The 21,157-nt window shown below is 58.9% G+C and carries 16 protein-coding genes and 1 tRNA gene; 7 read left to right on the forward strand and 10 right to left on the reverse strand.

Annotated elements, in window-relative coordinates; all coding sequences use genetic code 11:
- The first annotated feature begins 61 nt into the window (after positions 1-61).
- Positions 62-2,761, forward strand: coding sequence for a pyruvate, phosphate dikinase (ppdK, locus tag ACHZCU_RS14515; RefSeq protein ID WP_319519331.1), 2,700 nt, complete (start codon positions 62-64; stop codon positions 2,759-2,761).
- Here the strand turns inward: ppdK and ACHZCU_RS14520 are convergent.
- On the reverse strand, positions 2,743-3,654 hold the full coding sequence (locus ACHZCU_RS14520; protein WP_319519332.1) for an MBL fold metallo-hydrolase: 912 nt from the start codon (positions 3,652-3,654) through the stop codon (positions 2,743-2,745). The two genes, ppdK and ACHZCU_RS14520, sit on opposite strands and share 19 nt — an antisense overlap.
- Before the next feature lie 202 nt (positions 3,655-3,856).
- Between ACHZCU_RS14520 and ACHZCU_RS14525 the strand changes: the two genes are divergently transcribed.
- Together ACHZCU_RS14525 and ACHZCU_RS14530 are read left to right on the forward strand one after the other, a co-directional pair.
- Positions 3,857-3,931 (forward strand) — tRNA-Gln (locus ACHZCU_RS14525).
- A 29-nt stretch (positions 3,932-3,960) separates the two neighbouring features.
- Entirely contained in the window at positions 3,961-4,251 is a 291-nt protein-coding gene (locus ACHZCU_RS14530) for a hypothetical protein (RefSeq protein ID WP_319519333.1), read from the forward strand.
- 212 nt (positions 4,252-4,463) lie between these two features.
- Here ACHZCU_RS14530 and ACHZCU_RS14535 read toward each other — a convergent pair whose 3' ends face one another.
- Together ACHZCU_RS14535 and ACHZCU_RS14540 are read right to left on the reverse strand one after the other, a co-directional pair.
- Positions 4,464-9,332, reverse strand: a complete 4,869-nt coding sequence (locus ACHZCU_RS14535) for a hypothetical protein (RefSeq protein WP_319519334.1) — start codon at positions 9,330-9,332, stop codon at positions 4,464-4,466.
- A gap of 474 nt (positions 9,333-9,806) precedes the next feature.
- The gene (locus ACHZCU_RS14540) at positions 9,807-10,667 is read right to left on the reverse strand and encodes a hypothetical protein (protein WP_319519335.1); all 861 of its coding nucleotides are present in this window, start codon (positions 10,665-10,667) and stop codon (positions 9,807-9,809) included.
- A 135-nt stretch (positions 10,668-10,802) separates the two neighbouring features.
- Here ACHZCU_RS14540 and ACHZCU_RS14545 point away from each other — a divergent pair, with 135 nt between their 5' ends.
- Entirely contained in the window at positions 10,803-11,621 is an 819-nt protein-coding gene (locus ACHZCU_RS14545; protein WP_319519719.1) for an IS5 family transposase, read from the forward strand.
- Here ACHZCU_RS14545 and ACHZCU_RS14550 read toward each other — a convergent pair.
- Complete coding sequence (locus ACHZCU_RS14550; RefSeq protein ID WP_319519336.1) at positions 11,564-12,538, reverse strand: NACHT domain-containing protein; 975 nt, start codon at positions 12,536-12,538, stop codon at positions 11,564-11,566. The two genes, ACHZCU_RS14545 and ACHZCU_RS14550, sit on opposite strands and share 58 nt — an antisense overlap.
- A gap of 240 nt (positions 12,539-12,778) precedes the next feature.
- Between ACHZCU_RS14550 and ACHZCU_RS14555 the strand changes: the two genes are divergently transcribed.
- A protein-coding gene (locus tag ACHZCU_RS14555) for an IS630 family transposase (RefSeq protein ID WP_319519802.1) occupies positions 12,779-13,842 on the forward strand; the annotation gives its coding sequence in 2 pieces (ribosomal slippage) (positions 12,779-13,262 and positions 13,262-13,842; 1,065 coding nt in all).
- Between the two features lie 418 nt (positions 13,843-14,260).
- Here ACHZCU_RS14555 and ACHZCU_RS14560 read toward each other — a convergent pair.
- The 6 genes from ACHZCU_RS14560 to ACHZCU_RS14585 form a co-directional block, all read right to left on the reverse strand.
- Complete coding sequence (locus ACHZCU_RS14560; protein WP_319519337.1) at positions 14,261-14,389, reverse strand: hypothetical protein; 129 nt, start codon at positions 14,387-14,389, stop codon at positions 14,261-14,263.
- 106 nt (positions 14,390-14,495) lie between these two features.
- Positions 14,496-15,278, reverse strand: a complete 783-nt coding sequence (locus ACHZCU_RS14565) for a DUF1868 domain-containing protein (RefSeq protein WP_106300984.1) — start codon at positions 15,276-15,278, stop codon at positions 14,496-14,498.
- A gap of 77 nt (positions 15,279-15,355) precedes the next feature.
- Entirely contained in the window at positions 15,356-16,462 is a 1,107-nt protein-coding gene (locus ACHZCU_RS14570; protein ID WP_319519338.1) for an extracellular solute-binding protein, read from the reverse strand.
- Positions 16,463-16,503: 41 nt separating this feature from the next.
- Positions 16,504-17,331, reverse strand: a complete 828-nt coding sequence (locus ACHZCU_RS14575; protein ID WP_106300978.1) for an ABC transporter permease — start codon at positions 17,329-17,331, stop codon at positions 16,504-16,506.
- A complete protein-coding gene (locus ACHZCU_RS14580) occupies positions 17,328-18,182 on the reverse strand; it encodes an ABC transporter permease (protein ID WP_106300975.1) in 855 nt (284 codons plus the stop codon). Before ACHZCU_RS14580 ends, ACHZCU_RS14575 begins: the two co-directional genes overlap by 4 nt.
- A complete protein-coding gene (locus ACHZCU_RS14585; RefSeq protein WP_319519339.1) occupies positions 18,179-19,219 on the reverse strand; it encodes an ABC transporter ATP-binding protein in 1,041 nt (346 codons plus the stop codon). The genes ACHZCU_RS14580 and ACHZCU_RS14585 overlap by 4 nt, the downstream gene beginning before the upstream one ends.
- A gap of 125 nt (positions 19,220-19,344) precedes the next feature.
- Here ACHZCU_RS14585 and ACHZCU_RS14590 point away from each other — a divergent pair, with 125 nt between their 5' ends.
- Together ACHZCU_RS14590 and ACHZCU_RS14595 are read left to right on the forward strand one after the other, a co-directional pair.
- Complete coding sequence (locus tag ACHZCU_RS14590) at positions 19,345-20,493, forward strand: ROK family protein (RefSeq protein WP_181190623.1); 1,149 nt, start codon at positions 19,345-19,347, stop codon at positions 20,491-20,493.
- Positions 20,494-20,684: 191 nt separating this feature from the next.
- Positions 20,685-20,852 (forward strand): DUF2834 domain-containing protein, encoded by a 168-nt coding sequence (locus tag ACHZCU_RS14595; RefSeq protein ID WP_106300966.1) that lies wholly within the window; start codon positions 20,685-20,687, stop codon positions 20,850-20,852.
- The last annotated feature ends 305 nt before the right edge of the window (positions 20,853-21,157 follow it).

Raw genomic sequence — 21,157 nt, forward strand, 5'->3', positions numbered from 1 at the left:
TCCCGGAAAACAACAGTGAAAGCGGGCGGCGCTTTGGCCCGTCCGGCAACCGGGCAGATGAATGGCGAACTGGGTTTACGGTTTCGGTTTCAGTGAGGCGGACGAACACGAGATTGACCGGGATCGGCTGGGCGGCAAAGGCGCCAGCCTTGCCGAAATGTCGCGCATGGGACTTCCCGTGCCACCCGGGCTGACGGTGGTTTCCGATGTCTGTCTGTATTTTTATGAACACGGCAAATCATTTCCCGAAGGACTGAAGGACGCGGTCGCCGAAGGGTTGAAACAGGTCGAGCAGGCGACCGGCAAGCTGTTTGGCCGGGGTGACCATCCGCTGCTTTTGTCGGTGCGCTCGGGCGCGCGCGTTTCGATGCCGGGGATGATGGACACGATCCTCAATCTCGGCCTCAATGATGAAACGGTTGAGCTTCTGGCGGAAGACACCGGCGATCCGCGCTTTGCCTGGGACAGTTACCGGCGCTTTATCCAGATGTATTCCGATGTGGCGCTGGGGCTCGACCAGGAGTTTTTCGAGGAAGTTCTGGAGGAAAGGCTTTCCGAACTCGGCCACGCCTATGAAACCCAGCTGACGGCCGGTCAGCTGGAAGACATTGTTGCAAGCTACAAGGAACTGCTTGAAGACGAACTGGGCGAGGCGTTTCCGCAGGACCCATACGAACAGCTCTGGGGGGCGATTTCGGCGGTTTTCTCAAGCTGGACCAGCGCACGGGCCACGACCTATCGCGCTTTGCACAACATCCCTTTCGAATGGGGCACGGCGGTCAATATTCAGGCCATGGTGTTCGGCAATCTCGGCAATGATTCGGCCACCGGCGTTGCCTTCACCCGCAACCCTTCGACCGGCGAAAAGGCGCTTTACGGCGAGTTTCTGGTCAATGCCCAGGGCGAGGATGTGGTGGCCGGCATCCGCACGCCGCAAAGCGTGACGGAACCGGGCCGCATTGCCGCAGGTGGTGAAAAACCGTCGCTGGAAAAGCTGATGCCGGAGGCGTTTCAGGAGCTTGAAACCGTTTCGGCCCGGCTTGAGCGCCGCTACGGCGACATGCAGGACATGGAATTCACCATCGAGCGCGGCAAGCTGTTCATGCTGCAGACGCGCTCCGGCAAGCGCGCCGCCGGTGCGGCAATGAAAATCGCCATGGATATGGCCGATGAAGGGCTGATCACGCGTGAGGAAGCGATTGTCCGCGTCGATCCGGCAACGCTCGACCAGATGCTGCATCCGACGATCAAGCCGGGCTACAAGGGCACGCAGATCGGCTCCGGCCTTCCCGCTTCGCCCGGTGCTGTTACCGGCGAGATCGTGTTTACGGCCGAGGAGGCAATCTCCGCCCATGCAGAAGGCCGCAAGGTCATTCTTGTGCGCACCGAGACCAGCCCGGAAGATATTCACGGCATGACGGCGGCCGTCGGCGTCTTGACCACACGCGGCGGCATGACCAGCCACGCTGCCGTGGTGGCGCGCGGCATGGGGGTGCCCTGCGTCACCGGCGCCGGGAACATGCGGGTCGACCGGTTTGCCAACATCCTCCACGGACTTGGCGGGGCCATGTTGCACCCGGGCGATACGGTAACCATTGACGGTGCCACGGGCCGGGTGATGAAAGGTGCCGCACCGACGCAGAAGCCGGCGCTTTCCGGTGATTTTCAGCGGCTGATGGGATGGGCCGATGATGTTCGGCGCATGAAGGTCAGGACCAATGCCGACACGCCGGCGGATGCCCATGCCGCACGCGATTTCGGCGCGGAGGGTATCGGGCTTTGCCGCACCGAGCACATGTTCTTCGATGGCGAGCGTATTCACATGATGCGCCGGATGATCCTGGCGGAAACGGAAGACGGCCGCCGGCAGGCGCTGGATCAGCTCTTGCCGATGCAGCGTGCCGATTTCGAGGCGCTGTTTGCGATCATGCATGGCCTGCCGGTGACGATCCGCCTGTTGGACCCGCCGCTTCATGAGTTTCTGCCGAAAACGGCTGGCGAGGTCGAGGATATCGCCGAAGCGCTGGGCATGGAAACGGACGCGCTGCGTCACCGGCTTGATGCGCTGCACGAATTCAACCCCATGCTTGGTCATCGCGGTTGCCGGCTGGCGATTTCCTATCCCGAAATTGCCGAAATGCAGGCACGTGCGATCTTCGAGGCGGCCATTGCCGCCGCGCGGGAAACCGGCGAGCCGGTGGTGCCGGAAATCATGGTTCCGCTGGTCAGCCTGCGGGCCGAGCTTGACTATGTGAAGGCCCGGATCGATGAGGTTGCCCATGCGGTGATGGCCGAAAGCGGCATGGAGATTTCCTATCTCGTCGGCACCATGGTCGAGCTGCCGCGCGCGGCGTTGCGCGCCCACGAGATTGCGGAAACGGCAGCCTTCTTTTCGCTTGGCACCAACGATCTGACGCAAACGACCTTCGGGCTTTCGCGCGATGACGCGCCGGGTTTTCTCGGAACCTATCAGAAGAAGGGCATCATCGAGCGGGACCCGTTTGTGTCACTCGATTTCGATGGCGTTGGCGAACTGATGCAGCTTGCAAGCGAGCGCGGACGGCAGACCCGGCCGGATCTGCAGGTCGGCATTTGCGGCGAGCATGGTGGCGATCCGGTTTCAATCCGTTTCTGCGAGGGATTGTCGCTCGATTATGTTTCCTGCTCGCCGTTCAGGGTGCCGACCGCCCGGCTTGCCGCAGCACAGGCGACCATCCGCAAGGCCGAAGAGCAGCACACCGGTCAGCCCGCAAGCCGGTAACGGCCGCCGGCAAGCGGCGGGCCGTCGGTTTCGACAGCGCCGCGTTCCACGAGTGCTTCCAGATGGGCGAGTATGGAAAGTGCCGCCGCCCCGTGAAGATTCGGGTTGGTGGTGCGGTAGATTACCTTCACCATCTCGGCAATCGTTTCGTCGCCGGCATTCAGCCGCTCGACAATGGCGCGTTCGCGCATCCGCCGGTGTGAGCGGATGCCGCGCACAAAACCATGGGCCGACTTCACCGGGGCGCCATGGCCAGGCAGATAGATGGTCTCCGGCCGGGCGAGCAGTTTCTCAAGCGAGGCCATGTAGTCACCCATCGAACCGTCCGGTGGCGCGACGATGGTGGTCGACCAGCCCATGACGTGATCGCCGGAAAACAGAAAGGGCGTGCCCTCCAGCGCAAAGGCGAGGTGATTGGCCGTGTGACCGGGTGTGTGAACCGCCTGAAGCACAAAGCCGTCGCACGCAAGCCGTTCGCCGTCGCCGATCTTCCGGTCCGGCACCAGGTCGGTGTCAGAACTCTCGGCAAAGGAGTTGGTTTCGCCGTCGTGAAGCGGTCGGGCCGCGCGATGCGGGCCGAAGGCAACAACGGGAGCGCCGGTTTCCGTCCGCAGACGATGGGCCATCGGCGTATGGTCGAGATGGGTGTGGGTCAGCACGATGTGATCCACACGCCGCCCGGCAATCGCCTTCAACCAGATGTCGAGATGGCCTTCGACATCGGGGCCCGGGTCGATGATGGTCAATGTCTTGTTGCCGATGAGATAGCCGTTTGTGCCATGCGCGGTGAAGGGGGAGGGGTTTTGCGCGGTCAGCCGCGCGACACCGTCGGCAATGTTGACGGCGCGGCCATAGGCCGGGTCGAAGTCACGCTCGATATCGGTATCTGTCATCATCGTCTCCTTGCCGCAACCACGCACCGTGGCCAACACCTATCTGATATCGAGCGGGTAAATAGCAAGGTGCGTGCAATGCGTCTTCACTCGGCAGACGCACAAAAAACTCAATCACCGGTCTGATTTAGACGTTGTGACCCGCGGAGAGCTTTGCTATGAGGCAAGTCGTTCCACCGGTCGCACGACCGGGCGAACATGCTGGGGTGTAGCCAAGCGGTAAGGCACCGGTTTTTGGTATCGGCATGCGCTGGTTCGAATCCAGCCACCCCAGCCATTTAAACTTCCTGCCAATGAAGCATAAGAATGCACGAAATCGCCATTTCTCGTGCACCCCCGAGTCAAGCGGTTTCTCGGAAGCTTCAGAATGTCTTCGAAAATCCATTAAAATCAGATACTTGCAGATGGACTGGTCCAGGCTTCAACGAATATTGGGATTCTGACATATGGAGACTTAAATCAAAGCTTGGCTCCTGGCCCTATTCTCGTGAAGACGCGGAAGCCAAAAACATCCGGGCAAAGCATCCTGAAAACACGACCAACCGCGTCTATGCGCCCGGAATTCTCTATGTGCGGCAGCTTGGAACGGCAGCTTAGCGCCGCCATTTCGGTCGTTCAGGGGGTCTCGGCCCTATCGCTAAAGCTGCCGTTCGTTTCATAACGTGCGAAGGTTTATATAGGGCGGAGAGTGGCCATTCGCCGCAGCGTGGCCGAATGGCTGGTTTAGGGACTGAACCACCCTGGCTGTACCTGACGCTTGAAACCGAACAGCGGGCGCTCAAACAGAGTCGCGCCCCGGTGGGCAGTCTCTAACGAAGCGCTTCTGGAAGACGGTAGAGCAAGCGTCGGGCGGCTGGCCATCCGGCATTGACAAAGGCTTCCAAGACCTCAACCAAGGCGAGTCGACGGGGCGGATCGTCGAAGATTTCGCGATGGTCAGCGATCGTCCGTCCGATCATTTTCACGAACTGATCAGCGCCTAACGATTCAAATTGATAGCCGTGCAATTTGCCCGCCTGCAGCAGCGCGTGGGACGTCAGGTCGAAGACCATAGCCGGATCTCCGGGCGCAAGGAAATCCAGAAGCTGAAGCATGTAATGGATGGTCTTAGGTGTTCCGGCATCGCCGACCCGCCGAAAGGTCCTTTCGTTGTCTGCAAGGTAGCGCTTCCGGTAGTTGAACTCTCCCAACGCGCGAGGCTCCTTGCCCTTTCGGATCTCAGGAGCGCCGACTGCAAAGAAGAATTGATCGGACATCTTCTCCAGTAGTGCTGCGTCTCCGGTAGCTTCGGCACTGCGGGCGTCTGATCGGTCAGCATCATCGAGGACGATGAATTTTTCAAGGCCTCGGGCTGATTGGTCGATAATCTCAAAAGCTAGCTCTTGGCACCGGGTACGCGTTTCCTGATCCAACGTGTCGTCGTTGTCGTAACCGACGACCAAACCTTCCCTTATCGAAAAGGCGCCATGTTGCAGTTCAGCTTTGAACGTGAAGCGATCCGCCAGCCAGCGATCAATGGTCTCGCGGGCCGCGGTTTGAGCGTGACGCGTCCAAAGGTGAAAGACCAAAGTTCCGATGCCTTCATGAAGAACGTCTCGCCCCTCGCTCTTCTCGACATTGTCCCTCTGCATAACCTTTTGTGTAAGCGCGCCGATACGCTCGGGTTCGACGTTGGATGCGCGTATGAGAAAGTTCACGAATTGGACCAGAACGCGCGGGTTTGTCTCTCTTTCAGTGAAACCATCCGCCAAGTCCCAAAGGAGCGTTCTGTCGGCGTTCCAGAGATGGCCGATCCGCCCAGAGATCTCATTGCGAACGTCTGTTGATTTATCAGCGGAGAACGCACGAATTTCGTCGGCGAAGCGTTTCACAGCTTCCGGTGCGCTCCGAACGATATTCATTATCGCTCCGGCGGTGTTTTCCCGCGCTCGTTTCATCATGTCTTCATATTGCGTCGAGAGGCTAGCCAGAGCCGGATTCATGGACTTGAGCAAATCTTCTATCTCGGCCCGCTGGGAGACCGTCAGCCCGCTAACCACTGCCCAGTCCACAGTCATCCGCTCGATCGTCCAAGCAACATTCTCCCAGCCGTAGGCGGCAACCAACGAATGCGCTGCGGTGCCCCCGCTGATCAGCAGGTCGCGCAACGTCCGGACGGTGGTCAATCTCACTTCCGTATCGGGAGCCTCCTTCGAGACGGTGTCTTCGCATACAGTGACGGCAGCGAGGATTGATGCGTTGGGCTCCACCGCGACATCGACCCCCTTGTCGCTCAACCAGCCGTATTCCTCTCGCTCGATTAGCCCGGGATCATAGGAGCCTTGCCCCTCGTCATTGGTGACGACCTTGCCGGTCGCAATGGCTTCGTCGATGACGTCCTTCGCGGCTTGTGTTTTGAGTGCGTCCCTACCGATGGCGCCGAAGACCTTCCGTCTGAAAAACAATGCGGCATCCGTGGGCTTACTTGACGCTGGGAACGTTGCGGCACTTACCTTCTCTTCGACCTCCTGCCTCTCGGCCGATGAGCGCTGGCTATATTGGGAGGCCAAGAGGTCGATGGCCGGTTTCATCGTATCGACCGAGCGGAGCAGCTCGATCTGAGCGGCCCAAGGCCAGAGCTTTGCGGCCATCGCGCCTCCGCGCGCATTCGCAACCATCAACAGTCTATTCCAAAGCCAGCCATGTTCGTTCTCGGCGATCAGCCGATCCGCAACTGCGGTGGAATAGGTGTCAGAAGCACTCTTCAGCATCTCGACGAAGCCGTCGATGACCTGCACCGCATCGTCGGAGTACTCGGCTTGATGCTTGGCCGCCCAGATATAACTATAGTCTTGGATGATGCGTCCGACCTGATTGCCGATTGTCATCGTCAGCGTTTCGACGGGCTCGCTCAATTCATGTTCATTTCGGATGTGGCTTCGGGATACTTTAATAGCCACTTCGGCGGCTGCCAAAGGATGCTTTTCTGCAAAGGCAGGCAACGCTTCCTTCAGCGCCCATTGCGACATCTCGAAGTCCTGACGGCGGTTGCTCGTGAGAGCCAAAATCTTGCTGTTGCCGAGATTGGTGGGAGCATCTTCCTCGATCGTGTGCGCAAAGACACGATCGTAAATCTGAACAACAAGATCGGTATCGTGGGCCGCAATGTTGCCCACATCGTTCGCCAGCCAATGCATGTCGTTCGCCGCATGCTCTTTCATGCGACCGGGCTCAAGAAGCCGCTCGACCAACTGCCGCGACGCAGCCGGGTCGGTACCAAACGTCTTTGCGACAAACCCGATGGCCAGCGGCATTAACATCTCGCCGCCGCGAGCCTCAAAGGCGTAGTCCATGACCGCCCTTGCCGCGACGCCTACCTGTCGGCGCAGATCGGGATCGGTGACACGGTCGATCAGGTTGTGGATCAATGTCCGCAACGGCCACGCGATCTCGGCGACAAACGGCACTGCGGACTCGGCAATCGAGCACCATGGCGCTGGAGGCACACCCACTTCGTCTTCCAATCGAACGGACAGCGCACCGACAATATGCCGGAAGGCGCAGAGCGCCGTTTCGCTCTTGGTTGGTAGCGCCATCATCCTGACGAAGCCTGCGGTATCATCAGCGTCCAAGGGCAGATCGCAACCGACGCGGGCAGCAACACTTCGGGCGATCGGATCGGCTGTGGCATCACTCGCAAGGTCGACAACCGCCCGCCAGAAACGATCGCGTCCCGGTCCTGAGGTCTCCCACAGATTTTGGAGTGCGAAGGATAGGGCCGGAGCGAGAAGCAAGCTCGCGCCGCTTCGTTTCAGCAGCTCGTCGGTCTTCGCGGCGGCTTCGAGATCGACAACCGTCCGGCTTGCGACATAGTCGAATAGAATGTGATGGCGAAACGCCACTTCGCGGTCTCCATTCACCGAAATGAGCACGCCTCGCTGCAGCAACTGATCAAGAGCGTTTCCGGTGCCCGCGCCGGCCGCGATCCTTGTCGCCTCCATTCGGCCTCGATCGATCATGGCCTTAACGGTATTGGCTAGACACTGCTCCGCCGGGATGCCGAGTGGTCTCACACGCTCGTTCCAGTACATCTCGAGCAGCTGGACCTGCGATCCGAGGTTTCGCAGTTGCTCCGGCGCGACGCCCGCCGCCAGTAGGTCGGCGAGGAGACGCGTGTTGAATGGCACTCGGGCAAGCTCCGCGAGCTTCGGTCCGCCATTGTCGATGGCAACACGCAGAGGCGGTATTTTCGTCAGGAGTTCCTCAAATTCCGTGTTGGACCATTCAGGCACTCTGATGTGCCGCGTGGCCTGGAACCGCAGGTCCGTAAATTCAGGGCTGGGAGGCACTCCTCGGAATAGTCGCCCGAACTCCTGCCCCACCATGAGATCGAACGTCCTGATCGATGCGACGATGCGCCATCGCCCTTCGTCGAGCTCAAGCACCTCCTGCATCACGTTCCGAAAGAGCGCTTCGCTTCTGCCGAACCGGCAGGCGTCCAAAGCGTCCAAGATCAGATAAGCGGGCCCCGAGCCGGGCCAGTTTGCGAGTACGTCGGCGAATGGATGGGAAATACCCAGCGCAGCCGACAATCCCTCGACCGACTCTACTTGCAACCGGTCCACGGCGAGTAGCAACACATCGCTTCCTTCGGCACCAAGCTGCCGCGCGGTCTCATTGACGACGGCGCTTTTACCCGCTCCTGGATCGCCAGCCACAACAAGCGATCCTTCCTTTGCTGCAGTGACACAGGCAGCCGTGCATGCACGCGAAATCGTGACGTCTGTGCCGGACACCTGCGTGCGTTCGAAGTCCCGTAGCACGTCTGCAACTCGAGACGTTCGATCCATGAGCGCAGCGATGTCCGATAGATAGTTGGGAGGGGCGCTTATCGGAACGCCGTCTCTGGCTAGTTCGGAGCGCAATCCCGCAAGGCTGATACCGTTGCGCGCGGCCATCCGCCGCCCGCATTCCCTTTCAAGAACGGCGAGGCTGGCGGGCGCCGATAAACGATTGGTCAACGCATTGGCGAGGACTGTCTCGGCGGTCGTGCGATGCGGCCCACCGAAGTCGAAATCCAGTATGTGGACAAACTTCAGGATCGCATTGGGATCGGCGCCCGCTACTGCGCCGCCGCGCGCGGCGAGCGCCTTGCCCACTCGGTCACGGAAGCTGTTGAGTGCGTTTTCTTGACTTCTAGAGAGCGTCGCGGTCGATCCGTCCCTCAGGTTATCGAGGGCCCGAGCCAAGTGATTTTTTATTGTTCCTGAGGTGGTGGGCCCAACCGCGATCACCATAGCGTCGATACCGACGTCAAGCGGGCGGTCCCAACCATGTGAGCCTGATTTCGTCAAGGTTGCCTCCAAGAGGCGCACGAATTCGTCACAAGTTTTTCCGAGTTCGCTGGTCAGAGCTTTCGAATTTGTCAGGCTATTCTTTGCCTGGACAAACGCCCAGCCGCCCGTATCCAAAGAGATCAGGATGTCATCAACTGGCGCCTCGGTTTCAAAACGAAACCCAATCGGTTTTGCGGCTCCCAAACCGAGGCGAGCGTCCATTGGAACTTCTGCCAGACCGTGCGAGGCGAAGTAAGCCGCAACCGATGCCTGAAAGCTTACTCCTGACGCGGTGGCATTTCCACCTCCTGTCGCAAGCAGTTCTTTTTTCTTTTTCTTTTGGGCCACTGGTTTCTTTGCCATCAATTACTTTCTATGCAATTCCCTAATTCTAGCCTTTGACTTGTTCCGTTGGATTACTCGCCCACGGCGAAATTGCGTGGCTTAGAAATTGGTAGCTTGCTTGGTCAGTTTGAACAAGCAAAACGGACGCGGGGCCGACATTTGTCTCATGATGGCTGACCGTCGGGTATGGGCCTAAAGCGACTTTGCGCCTATTAAATGCGAATGTCTGCTTCGCTAATTGCTGTGGCCAATACCCGCCAGTCTCTTACCGGCACGCGGCCCCATTTCGGCCATTCAAGCCGCTTTGCGAAACTCCCAATAGCTGCCGGCTGCCCATGCACCCTGAATGCACGTGATGTGGTGGCGGTCTGAACACATTGCCGCGGGACTGCAGATGGTGGATTCGCGACCTTATGTAGCAAGCGCACCAAGCGGATAGGAATGATGAAAGACAGCAAACAGCGGTTCGCGGCAGCAATCATGTCGTTCTACTCAGGTGATGATAGCGCTTTTGCCAATCGGAGGCCTGAGAATGAGTCTCTCCATGGCAACAGTGTCCTGTTCGCCTCGGAAGAGATCGATAAAAAGATCGCTACCGTCGCGGAATTTGTAAATGTCCCTTCCAATAACCGTGAGTTTTTTGGGCGTGTCTTCCTGGTCAAGTACGGTGCGATAGCTCACACATACAAAGATCGCAAAATGATTGAGGGGTATGGGTCTAGGCCATTTCTTGTTTTCAACTTCATCTATCTGGATGCGAACCCCTCTCTGAATAGATTCAGTTTCATTGGGGAAAATGTGCATCGGCCCCGGAATTGGAAAATCCTTATCTTTTTGGTACTCATATCCGAACGTTTGAATGGATATATTTTGGATGTCAGGAAAAATAGGCCAGAAAACGAGCTTCGCATCAACAGTCACGTCAAGCGCCGTAGTCTTTCCTATGTTTTTCACTGTAGTAATGATGCTCGTCGACCACTCACGTTCGTTTCGTGCGATATCACCATCAATCTTAAATTGAAGGGTGAGCCACGGACGTTCTTGGACTTCTCCAAATCGACGGGTTTCGGCAACTGCATCATTAGCCGCTCTAACCGATTTTCTAGTCTCGACAAGAGTGTCTTTTACAAGAAAGACAGCCCATATACTAAATCCTGTGGCAGCTACAGAAACAATCGCCATTGCCCACTGGGCGTAACTGTCTCTCCAAGGATCAAATTGACCTTCGCTGGATACAGGTTTATTTACATACCGATCTTGGTTGGTCTTTTTGGTGGAGTGTGACTCGCGGCGTTCTTCATCGATCGCTGGCTGGCTAAACCAAGATGAAAAAACAATCGCGAATAGCGCCATCCCAAGCGCTATAAGCGCAAATCGTTTATTCCGATCACTGTAAGTGTCTGTCCAAGAATGGCGATGACGTCGCGGGGTTGAGTGAAGGGCGGCAATCAGATTCTTTGTATTTTGCGACAAATACGGAGATATCGAATGGCCTGGACACCCTTCACCCGGCGTCACCATGACAGAAGCCGCCTGCGCTACGCAAGTGACCTGACGGATCGGGAATGGAGCATGATCGCGCCTTTTATGCCATCTCAGCCGTCGCGCGGCCGCAGGCGCAGGACTTCGCTTCGCGCCGTGATAAACGCCATTTTCTACCTGCTGCAATCGGGTTGCCAATGGGCTTTGCTGCCTCACGACTTTCCGCCGAAGAGCACAGTCCATCACTATTTCAAACGGTTCTGCCGGGACGGGACATGGCGACGTATTCATGACGCGCTCTATTGCCGGACCCGGCGATTGGAGGGGCGTGAGGAACAGCCGTCGTTTGCCATCATTGACAGCCAGTCGGTGAAGACTGGCCCGGATGCCCGCCGTGATGTCGGCTATGATGCCGGCAAAAAGGTCAAGGGCCGCAAACGGCACATCCTGGTCGACACGCTCGGTATGCTTCTAAAGGCCGAGGTTCACTCGGCAGACATTCAGGATCGTGACGGAGCAGCGTTCGTGTTCAACAAAATCGCCAATCGTTTTCCCTTCATCGAAAAAATCTGCGGTGATGGCGGCTATCAAGGCCAAAGGGTCGAAGAGGCAAGCCCGAGACCGATGGAGATCGTCAAGCGCAGTCAAGCAGGTTTTCAGGTTCTGCCGAAGCGCTGGATTGTCGAACGAACATTGGCGTGGCTCGGGATAAACCGCCGTTTGGCAAAGGATTTCGAGCGGTTCTCAGCAACAAGCCTCGCCTTCATTCAGACCGCTATGATCAAGCTCATGACAAGGCGGCTCGCTCGATATCCGCTTTCTTGAACAGACTCTAAGAGGACGACTTTGGACTTCTCCCCTTGAAGCAACAAAAGGCTTTTGACCTGCGATTTGAAGTCAGCCCAGGTCATTGAATGCTTCATCTCGTCGAATCCGTCGAGAATAACGACGAACCTCCCCTTTGCATTCAGGGAGATAAAGTTATGAAAGTTGAAATTTCTAATTGGAAAGGTCTTGGTAAAATGGCTAGCGATTAAACCTTCGATATTCGCATACTGGGATATCTGCCCAAGTTTTAGGACGATTGGCTGACGTGCATGTGGGTTCGATAATGAACCTTCCGCCAGATGTGCTGCCAACTTTGTCGCCAAACTCGTCTTTCCCGTGCCATATCCTCCCAATACAGCAACAGGAGCATTTTCATTATCAACTGCAATCCAATTGTTAAGGGCCGAGAAGCAACTTTGACCCTGAGCAAACATTTTCTTCGTTTCGAGAACATGAGCCTCATGCTCTTTGGCCAAGGGGGCTCGGACTGAAAATCCATTCTCTACATAGTAATTGGAGAGGCCCGATGTTTGATACGTGTCGATTAAGTGGCGAAGATAGGTCTCCAGCTCAATGAGGCCGGTTTCTATATCCCATATTGTTTGATGACGTGTATTATCGCTCTCAACCTCAATAAATGCCTGGGCATCGGAGGTTAACCCTGCGCGAGTTACGATAAGAAGTATCGAGGGAGCATTTCGTCTTAGTAGGTCATCATAGTCTGTCTTAATGTGGACGACCTCGCTTCTGCCCAGTGGCTCGTCGTAATCTTTCGCTTCAAGGAAAATTCTATGAGTCCTGCCAAGGTCCTTGTATTCAAAATAAACATCTACCTTTTTCCCATCCGATCGGAATTCCCTCTTGGCTTCGCCATATTTCGTAGCCAGAAGATCGGCTGCGTGATCTCTCAGCACATCGCCAGCTCGCGGATTGGGGTTCGACCGTCGGTGCAAAGTTCTGTTCGTCCTTTTGCATCTACTAAATACTCTAATCGTGCAGCTTTCGTAGTATCATCGTGAGCTGTTGGCTTTGCAAGGCCAAGTTACACCGAAGAGCCCTTTCGGAATTCTAATACTAACGGCCTTAAATTCTGACTCCGTGTGGGTTTCCTTCAGGCTGAGGACCTGATTCACTGGCGTCGAAACATGGAGGTTTTGATGGCAGTGGAGATTACCCGGGTGGAGCATTCGCCAGCGTCGCTTCGCGCGGCAGCGGCGAGGCGTTGCGATGCGAAGGCGTCGCGGCGCATGCTTGCGATCGCACTGGTCATGGAAGGCGTGGACCGCCGGTCGGCGGCGGAGATCTGCGATATGGATCGCCAGACCCTTCGCGACTGGATTCATCGTTACAACGAAGAAGGATTGGACGGCCTGTCAAACCGGCGCTCGACCGGCCGGAGGTCACGGCTGGGAGCCGAGCAGAAAGCCGAACTGGCGAGAATGGTCCGCGAGGGGCCTGATCCTGAAGTGGATGGCGTCGTGCGCTGGCGGCGTATCGACCTGCAGCGCAAGATCGAGGACTGCTTCGGCGTCGTCATGCATGAGCGGACGGTCGGCAAGCAACTGGCTTCACGCGGCTTCCGGCGGCTCTCGGTCCGACCGCGCCATCCGAAATCCGACCCTGCGGCGCAGGAGACGTTCAAAAAAACTTTTCCGCCACGGTAGCCGCCGCTCTGCCCGATGCCGCACGCGGCAAAACTCTGGAAGTCTGGTTCCAGGACGAAGCCCGGATCGGTCAGCAGGCAACGCTGACCCGCATCTGGGCCGAACGCGGAACCCGCCCCGGTGCACCGCGCGATACACGCTATAAATGGGCTTACATCTTCGGAGCCGTTTGCCCGAGCCGCGCCAAGTCTGCGGCGCTGGTCATGCCCTACGCCAATACCGATGCGATGAACGCACACCTTGCCGAGATCTCGAAGGTCGTCGCACAGGACGCGCATGCCGTCATCGTCATGGACGGCGCCGGCTGGCACAGTTCCGCAGCACTATGCGTGCCCGAAAACATCACAATCGTAATCCTGCCGCCCTACGCTCCCGAACTGAACCCGGTCGAGAATATCTGGGCTTATCTGCGCTCCAACTGCCTCGCTATAAGCGTCTTCCAGAGCTACCGTGACATCGTCACACGTTGCTGCGAAGCCTGGAACTTCTTCGCAAACGACCCCGAACGAATCCGATCAATCGCAGACCGCCAATACGCAAGAACGGTCAGTTGATAGGGCCGTTGGTATAATAGCTTTCCATCGAGGGACGCCATTGGGCGGTCGCAACTTCGATCATGCGTCATCCGTGAGCAAGCAACAAGTTCTTGCAGACGAGGGGTATGCGTGACTAATTATTGACGATCAACAGAGACGCCAAATCTTGTCTGCGGCCGGTTTCATGTGTTGTTTGGGGCGTGAAGCAGATGTCCGGAATGTGCTATGCGATTGCAGCAACTTAGACGATCTTGACCGTCCTCTATGGGCCGAAAGCGACTATGTTCCTCTCAAGCCCGAACGTCCGCTTCGCTAATTGGTGAATCCAAACCTGCCAGTCAGCAGTCGGCCCCATACCGGGCATTCCGGAGTGCAACTTGTTGCCCAAACTAGAAAACCAATGCCGCTACAGCTTCTAAACAACGGGGTCGATGGTTCATATACCTTCAAGACCTTGATGTTGTTCGTCACCATTGGCGGCGGTGTTGGGGCTGGAATTCTCGCTGGTCGTCACTGGTACCACCGAACTGGCGAAGCTGATCCGCGTCGCGGGATGATTTTTCATGATCTTTCCGTCGAGTTCCGCAAGGTTATTCCCGCGCAAGGCCCGTTAGGCACGGCGCATGGTGGGTAGTCGGACCAATTGCCTCTCTCCCTTTCACACCCGCCTTTCAAGCCTGCATGAGCCCTTCGGGGTGGAGAAATGCAGACAGTTCGAAGTGATGCATGGTTTCAAACGTGCAGAATTCGACCGGGCCGAGACGGATGGCCTGAAGTTTGCCGCGCACATCGTCGAATAGTGACGCGACACGCCGGATATGATCGTCGGCCATTTCTCGCGGCATGCGCCTGATGCGATAGGCAAAGGAGATGTGGAACTGATAGCTGTCGTGGTCGTCGCGCACCAGCCCGGTCGCATCGCGCAAGAGATCGCGCATGCGCCAGAGCGCGTCGAAGCTTTCGCTGTCGGCCGGTTCGGCATGGATCGAATAGCCGGCCTTCAGATGATCGGCACGCACGGTGACGCCGTCAAAGCCGCGGATTGGTGCGATCGCCTCTGCAAAGCGGGTATTGACGGTGGCAAGCGGCAGGTCGCGGGGCAGTCCCTGCGGCCAGCCGTCGGTGAAAAGCGGTACACCGGAAACGCCGCAGAACACGGTCATATGCAGGCTCGACTGCGGCAGGAAGGTGAAATAGCCGGCGGCCGGCAGCGCCTTCAGACGGTCCTGAAGATCGCAGAGCACGGCGAATTCCGGCGATGCCTTGTCGATATGGCAGATGAAGGTATTGCCCGGATAGGGCTCGACCGCGCCTTCGGTGGTGAACTTGCCGCCTTCGCCCTTCGGTTTAATGCTGGGCGGCAACGGTTTTTTCTGTCCGTCGGCTATCAGGCGTGACAGCCAGAAATCGGCGGGCGGTTTGGTGCGGTCGGGATCAAACTGTCTGGAAGCCATTGTGGCGAGCCTTTTGTTGTTTTTGTTGCGGCCGCCCGGCGGGTGAGGCCGGGCGAAACCATTTTAAGGAGAGGCAATCAGCGCTCAAGGATGACGTTGTCGACGAAGGCTTCCTCGAGGGCGCCACGATAGGGCTGGGCGGCGGCGGACACCGAATACTGGCGCTGGCTGTTCGGCACCAGGGCGTGGCTGTCATCGGCATTGGTGTTCATCGGCGCCGTGCCGAAGGTCACGTTGAACATCGTCTGGGTTTCGGGCGAGGTCAGCCAGTCGATGAACACGGCCGCGGCCGCCGGATGCGGCGCATTGGCCGGAATGGCAACGCCGTTGCCGCCGCCGTTCATGCCCATTTCCGGGATGTAGAGCTTGATGTCCTTACGCACTTCGCCGCTGTTCTGCAGGCTCGAAAGATGGTCTTCCCAGGCCGGCGCCATGGCGAGTTCGCCGTCGGAAATGCGGATGATGCTGTCGGCGTTCGAGGTGGTGATGACATAGTCATCGGCATATTCGTTGAAGAAATCGAAGCCCGGCTGCAGCGCCGCGATCCGTGCATCGGTCACTTCGCCATCGTCGAAATCGGCATCGGTGAGAACGCGCAGCATGTTGGAATAATAGGACGGGCCGGAACCGCCATTTTCATAGTTGAAGCCGAACTCACCCGGATGGGCCTGCCAGAAGGCGGCGAAATCGTCCGGCGTCTGGGGCAGGGCGTTTTCATCGACCTTGGCCGGATCGTAGGCGATGCCAGTCTGGTTGCCCCAATAGGCGAGCACATAGTCGCCGCCGTCGATATTGTTGACGGTGTTGATGCGGCCCTCGTCTTCCGGAAGCATGGTCAGCGGCTGGAACATCCTGGCGAGATCGAGCGTCGCCATGTCGCCATAGCCCCAGGAAAAGGCGTCGATATCGCCGGTCTCGCTGCCCGAAGCGGCGAGCAGCTTGTCGGCATTGCCCGGGGCTGTGCCGCCGGCCGGGATATTGACCTTGATGCCGTATTCATCCTCGAAAACCTCGACGACACGGCGGAAATCGTCCTGGAAGTACCAGACATACCAGTTAAGCTCGCCCTCTTTTTTGGCCTGGGCGACGACGTCGTCCCAGCTCATCGAGGAAAGGTCCTGGGCGAGGGCTGCGCTGGCGCCAAGGGCGAGCGCGGCGGTCGTAAGCATCAGTGTCTTGAACATATCGGATGTCTCCGTTGGGTTTGGCATCGGCGTTGGCCACGTCATCCCTTGCCCGATGAAAGCGTCGGATTGGCCGACTTCAGAAGCTTCTCGAGGATCAGCATCAACAGGACATTGGGAACGACGAGGATGAGGGACAGCACGGCGGCATTGGGTCGGACGAAGTCCTGGCCGAGCGCTGCGTAAAGAAGCGTCGGGATCGTCACGATTTCCGGCGATCCGACGATATAGGCGATGGCGAATTCCTCGATCGACTGGATGAAGACGATCAGGAGCGTGGCGAAGATGCCGGGACGCAATGCCGGCAGATAGGCGGCGGTGAACCGCGCCCAGGGGCTGGCGCCGAGATCGCGGGCGGCGTCGATGTGGTCCTGGCGGACCTGCTCGAAGCTCACCGTCATGATCCGGATCGCATAGGGCAGAAACAGCACCGCATGGGCGAAGACGATCGCGCCGAAGCGGAAATTCTGAAGCCCGAGCGCGAACAGCAGCGCCGAGAAGAAGATCGAGGTGACGAAGCCCGGCACGACCAGCGGCAGGAGGCACAGCATCTTGGCCACCTCGCGGCCGGGAAAGCGGATGCGCCCGAGCGCCAGCGATGTCGGCAACGCCAGCGCGATGCACAGGATCGCTGCAAGCGGTGCCAGCGAATAGGAGGTCAGAAGCGCCTGCTTCAGCCCCGAATGCGCCCACATGTCGCGCCAGCGGAAGAACGACATGGCGGGCGGCAGCAGTTGATCGGCCGTCCACGGCGCGGACGGATCGACCAGCGACCACAGAACCGCCATGGCGAAGGGTATCACCAGCCAGATCGCAAAGCCGATCGACAGGAGCGTGATCAGCACCGTGTTCAGCGGCTTGCTGCTCATTTCACCCGCCCCCGCATGATGAACCGCGCGGCAACGGCCAGCACGGTGGAGCCGATCAGCGCCAGCGCCATCAGCGACACGCCGACGACGGCGGCGGAATGCCAGTCGCCCCGGCCCTTGAAGAACACCATCAACTGCGCCAGAGACTGGACATTGGTCGGCCCGACGGTGGTCTGGAAGCTGAAGTCGGCGAGCGCGCCGATGAAGATGATCACCAGCGCGGCTTGCATGGCTGAGACCGAAAGCGGCGCGATGACCTTGCGGAAGCGCGACCAGGCGCCGGCGCCGAGATCGCGGGCGGCATCGAGCACGTCGTCGGAGATGCCCTGCACCGCACCGGTCAGAAGCAGGAGCGCGAATGGCATGTTCTTCCAGACCTGCAGGATCAGCACGGAAATGCCGTTGCGGTCGTTCTGCAGCCGGCGCGGCGCCTCCCAGATGCCGATCCATTGCATGAACTGATTGAGCAGGCCCTGATAGGCGATGATGTTCAGGAAGAGGAAGGCGGCCACCAGCCCGTGCACTAGAAGCGGCGCCTTCAGCATCGCGCCGATCGTCATCGAGCCGGGAAAGGGCTTTCTGAGCCAGATCGCCAGCGGATAGGCGAGCGCGACGGACAGCACCGCGCTTACAATGCCGATATAGAGGGAGTAGTGAACCGAGCGGGCAAAGAGCTTCCGCCCGAACACCGCGCCCCAGTATTCGAACGAGAACTGGCTTTCCGCGCCGAAACTGAAATAGCCGAACGACTGGGCGACGGCGATATAGACCACCGTGCCGATCAGGGCGAGGATCAGCCCGAGTCCCGGCGTTAAAAGCAGGATGACGGTGAGCCAGCGCCGCGCGGTCATCGGCCGTCACCCAGCACCACGACATCCTCGGCCGCGACGCGGAAATGGGCGGTATCGCCTTCCTTCAGCGTCGTCTCGCGCGCCTGGATGCGATAGGTGACGCCGCCGGTCTCGACCATCAGATCGGTGAAATGACCCTGGAAGGCGCGGTTGACGACCCGTGCCGAGAGCGCGCCCTCCTCGCTCGCTGAAAGCAGCTTCACGGCTTCCGGCCGGAAGGCTATATCGACGGGACCGTTGCCGACATCGGCATGTTCTGGAAGGGGTAGCGGGCCGATGGCGGTGCGAACCTGGCGGGCGCCATCCGCCTTGCCCTCGAGCACGTTGGCGCCGCCGATGAAGTCGGCCACGAAACGGGTTTTCGGCCGGCGGTACAGCACTTCCGGCGTATCGGCCTGCTCCACCCGTCCGGCATTCATCACGAAAATCCGGTCGGAGAGCGCCAGCGCCTCGGCCTGGTCATGGGTGACATAGATCGCCGTCAGTCCGAATTCCTGCTGGATGCGGCGGATTTCGACGCGGACCTGATCGCGCAGCTTGGCGTCGAGATTGGAAAGCGGTTCGTCGAACAGGATCACGCCCGGCCGCATCACCAGCGCACGGCCGAGCGAGACGCGCTGCTGCTGGCCGCCCGAAAGCTGGTTCGGCAGCTTGTCGAGCTGCGGTTCGAGCCCGAGCTTTTCGGCGACCTCGCCGAGCCGGGCCAGCCGTTCGGCGCGCGGCACCTTCTTCTGCTTCAGACCGAATTCGAGATTTTCGCGCACGCTCAAATGCGGAAACAGAGCGTAGGACTGGAAGCAGAGGGCGGTGTCGCGGGCTTCCGGCGGCACCCGGGTGACATCCCTGCCACCGAGGATGATCCGCCCCGCTGACGGCGTCAGGAACCCGGAAATCATCTTCAAGAGCGTGGTCTTGCCACAGCCGGAGGGACCGAGAAGCGTGACGAATTCGCCCTGTTCGACCGCGAAACTGACGTCGTTGACAGCTGTGAACTGGTCGAAATGCATGACGACTCTGTCGGCGGAAATGCCTGTCATTAGCTTGCCTCTGTTGACGTGAGGCTTTATTACTCATCTTAAGTAAAATTAATGTGACAATGGATTTTGTTTTCCGTTCGTGATCAAAAACAGGGTTCGGAATGACACGGGAGACGGACGCGAGAATGACGGCAAGCGTGCACAACAGATGGCAGCAGGATGCCGAAGCGCTGTTCCAGATCGGACGCAGCGGCGCTCTGGTGCTCGACGCCATCCGCCGCAAGGGTTCGGTCGCCCGCTCCGAACTGACCGAGGCGACGCCGCTGTCGCAGCAGAGCGTCCACCGGCTTGCCGAAGACCTGCTGGAGCGCGGCCTGCTGCGGCTCGAAGCGCCGAAGATCGCCGGCCGCGGCAAGCCGAGCCCGCAACTCGCCCTTGCCCCGGATGGTGCCTATGGCATCGGGCTTGCCATCGATACCGACGATGTGCGCCTCGCGGTTACCAACCTCGTCGGCGATCTCATGCACCTGACGACGCTGGAAGCCGACCCGAACGACCCCGAGGGAGTCCGCTTCGGCGCCGAGGCAGAAGTGGCCGCCATCGTCGCGCAGCTGGGGCTGCCGGCGGAACGGATTGCGGGCGTCGGCATCTCGATGCAGGGCTATCGGCGCAAACCGGGCACGGCCTTCGTACCGCCGCCCAAGATCGCCGCCTGGCGCGACCGCGATGTCGCCTCGATCTTCGAGAATGCCTTCGCCTTCCCCGTCATGGCGGAAAACAATGCGACGCTTGGAGCGGAGGCCGAAAACTGGGTCGGCGCAGGACGGCGGTTCGACAATTTCGCCTATCTGTCGATCAACCAGGGCTTTGGCGGCGGCATCGTCGTCAACGGCGCGCCTTATGGCGGCTACCACATGAATGCCGCGGAGATTTCATCGATCTATACGGAGGAGGAGTCCGAACGCCGCCCTGCGCTGCGCATCCTGATCGCGATGCTGCGCGAGGCCGGCCATGAAATTGGCTCCGTCAGCGCGTTGAAGACGCGTTACGATCCTTCCTGGCCGACCATCGACCGCTGGATCGAACGGGTAACACCGGCGCTCGACCAGATGCTGCGGGCGATCACCGGCATTCTCGACCCGGCGGCGATCGTCTTCGGCGGCGAGGCGCCGCATGACCTGCGCCGCCGCCTCGCCCAGGCCGCAAACCCGCGCACGGTCGACGATCTCGGCCTGCCCTTCCCCGGCCCGGAGCTTCTGATCAGCGAGATCGAGACCGACCCGAACGTGCTCGGTGCCGCGTTGCTGCCGATCCGCAGCCGCCTGTTTTGCTGAAAGTCATGCTGTCGCTTTGCACTTCGAGCGGCAAGGTGGTGTTAATCTTACCGCTTGCTGATCTCATCCAGGCCGGTCCTGCGGCAAATCTCCCGGATCGATAGATGCTCTCTAAGATGCCAGCGCGGATCACGCTCAATAACGCCATGTCAATCACTCCATAGCCCCCGCTCAAAACACGCGAGGGAAGGTTGGAACATGGGTCAATTCTCAATGGAAATATCAGGCCACACCGGGTCAGCTATCAGTGGCAATCAACACGCAACTGGTGGCTCGCCGTTCAGGCAGGAGTTCTTGTTGGTCTGTCACTCGCGCTGCCACTTTACCTCTATTTCCGGCAAGACCTCTATCAGGACTGAAGGGCAGAACAGTCCGCACAACTAGGTTCGCATGACTCCAAGTCCGCAAATGAAGCCAATGTCGGTAATCGCGAGCTGCACCGCAGCAATTCAGACCTTGGATGGTGGGCCGCTCTGGACCCGAAGTCAATGAGTGCCTGTTTTTTGAGAGCGTCCGCTTCAATGACGTCGCGTGCGAAAGCCGCCATTCTCCTCACGGCCCCGTCTCTGCCGGTCAGCAAAGCGCCCTCAAGTCAGTCATTCCATTGAAGCCACAGCACACCCGAAAGCCGCCGTTCCGTCGAAGCCAATGTCGACTACATGGC

Origin of the sequence: uncultured Martelella sp. (assembly GCF_963677965.2) — a bacterium.
GTDB classification, from domain to species: domain Bacteria; phylum Pseudomonadota; class Alphaproteobacteria; order Rhizobiales; family Rhizobiaceae; genus Martelella; species Martelella mangrovi.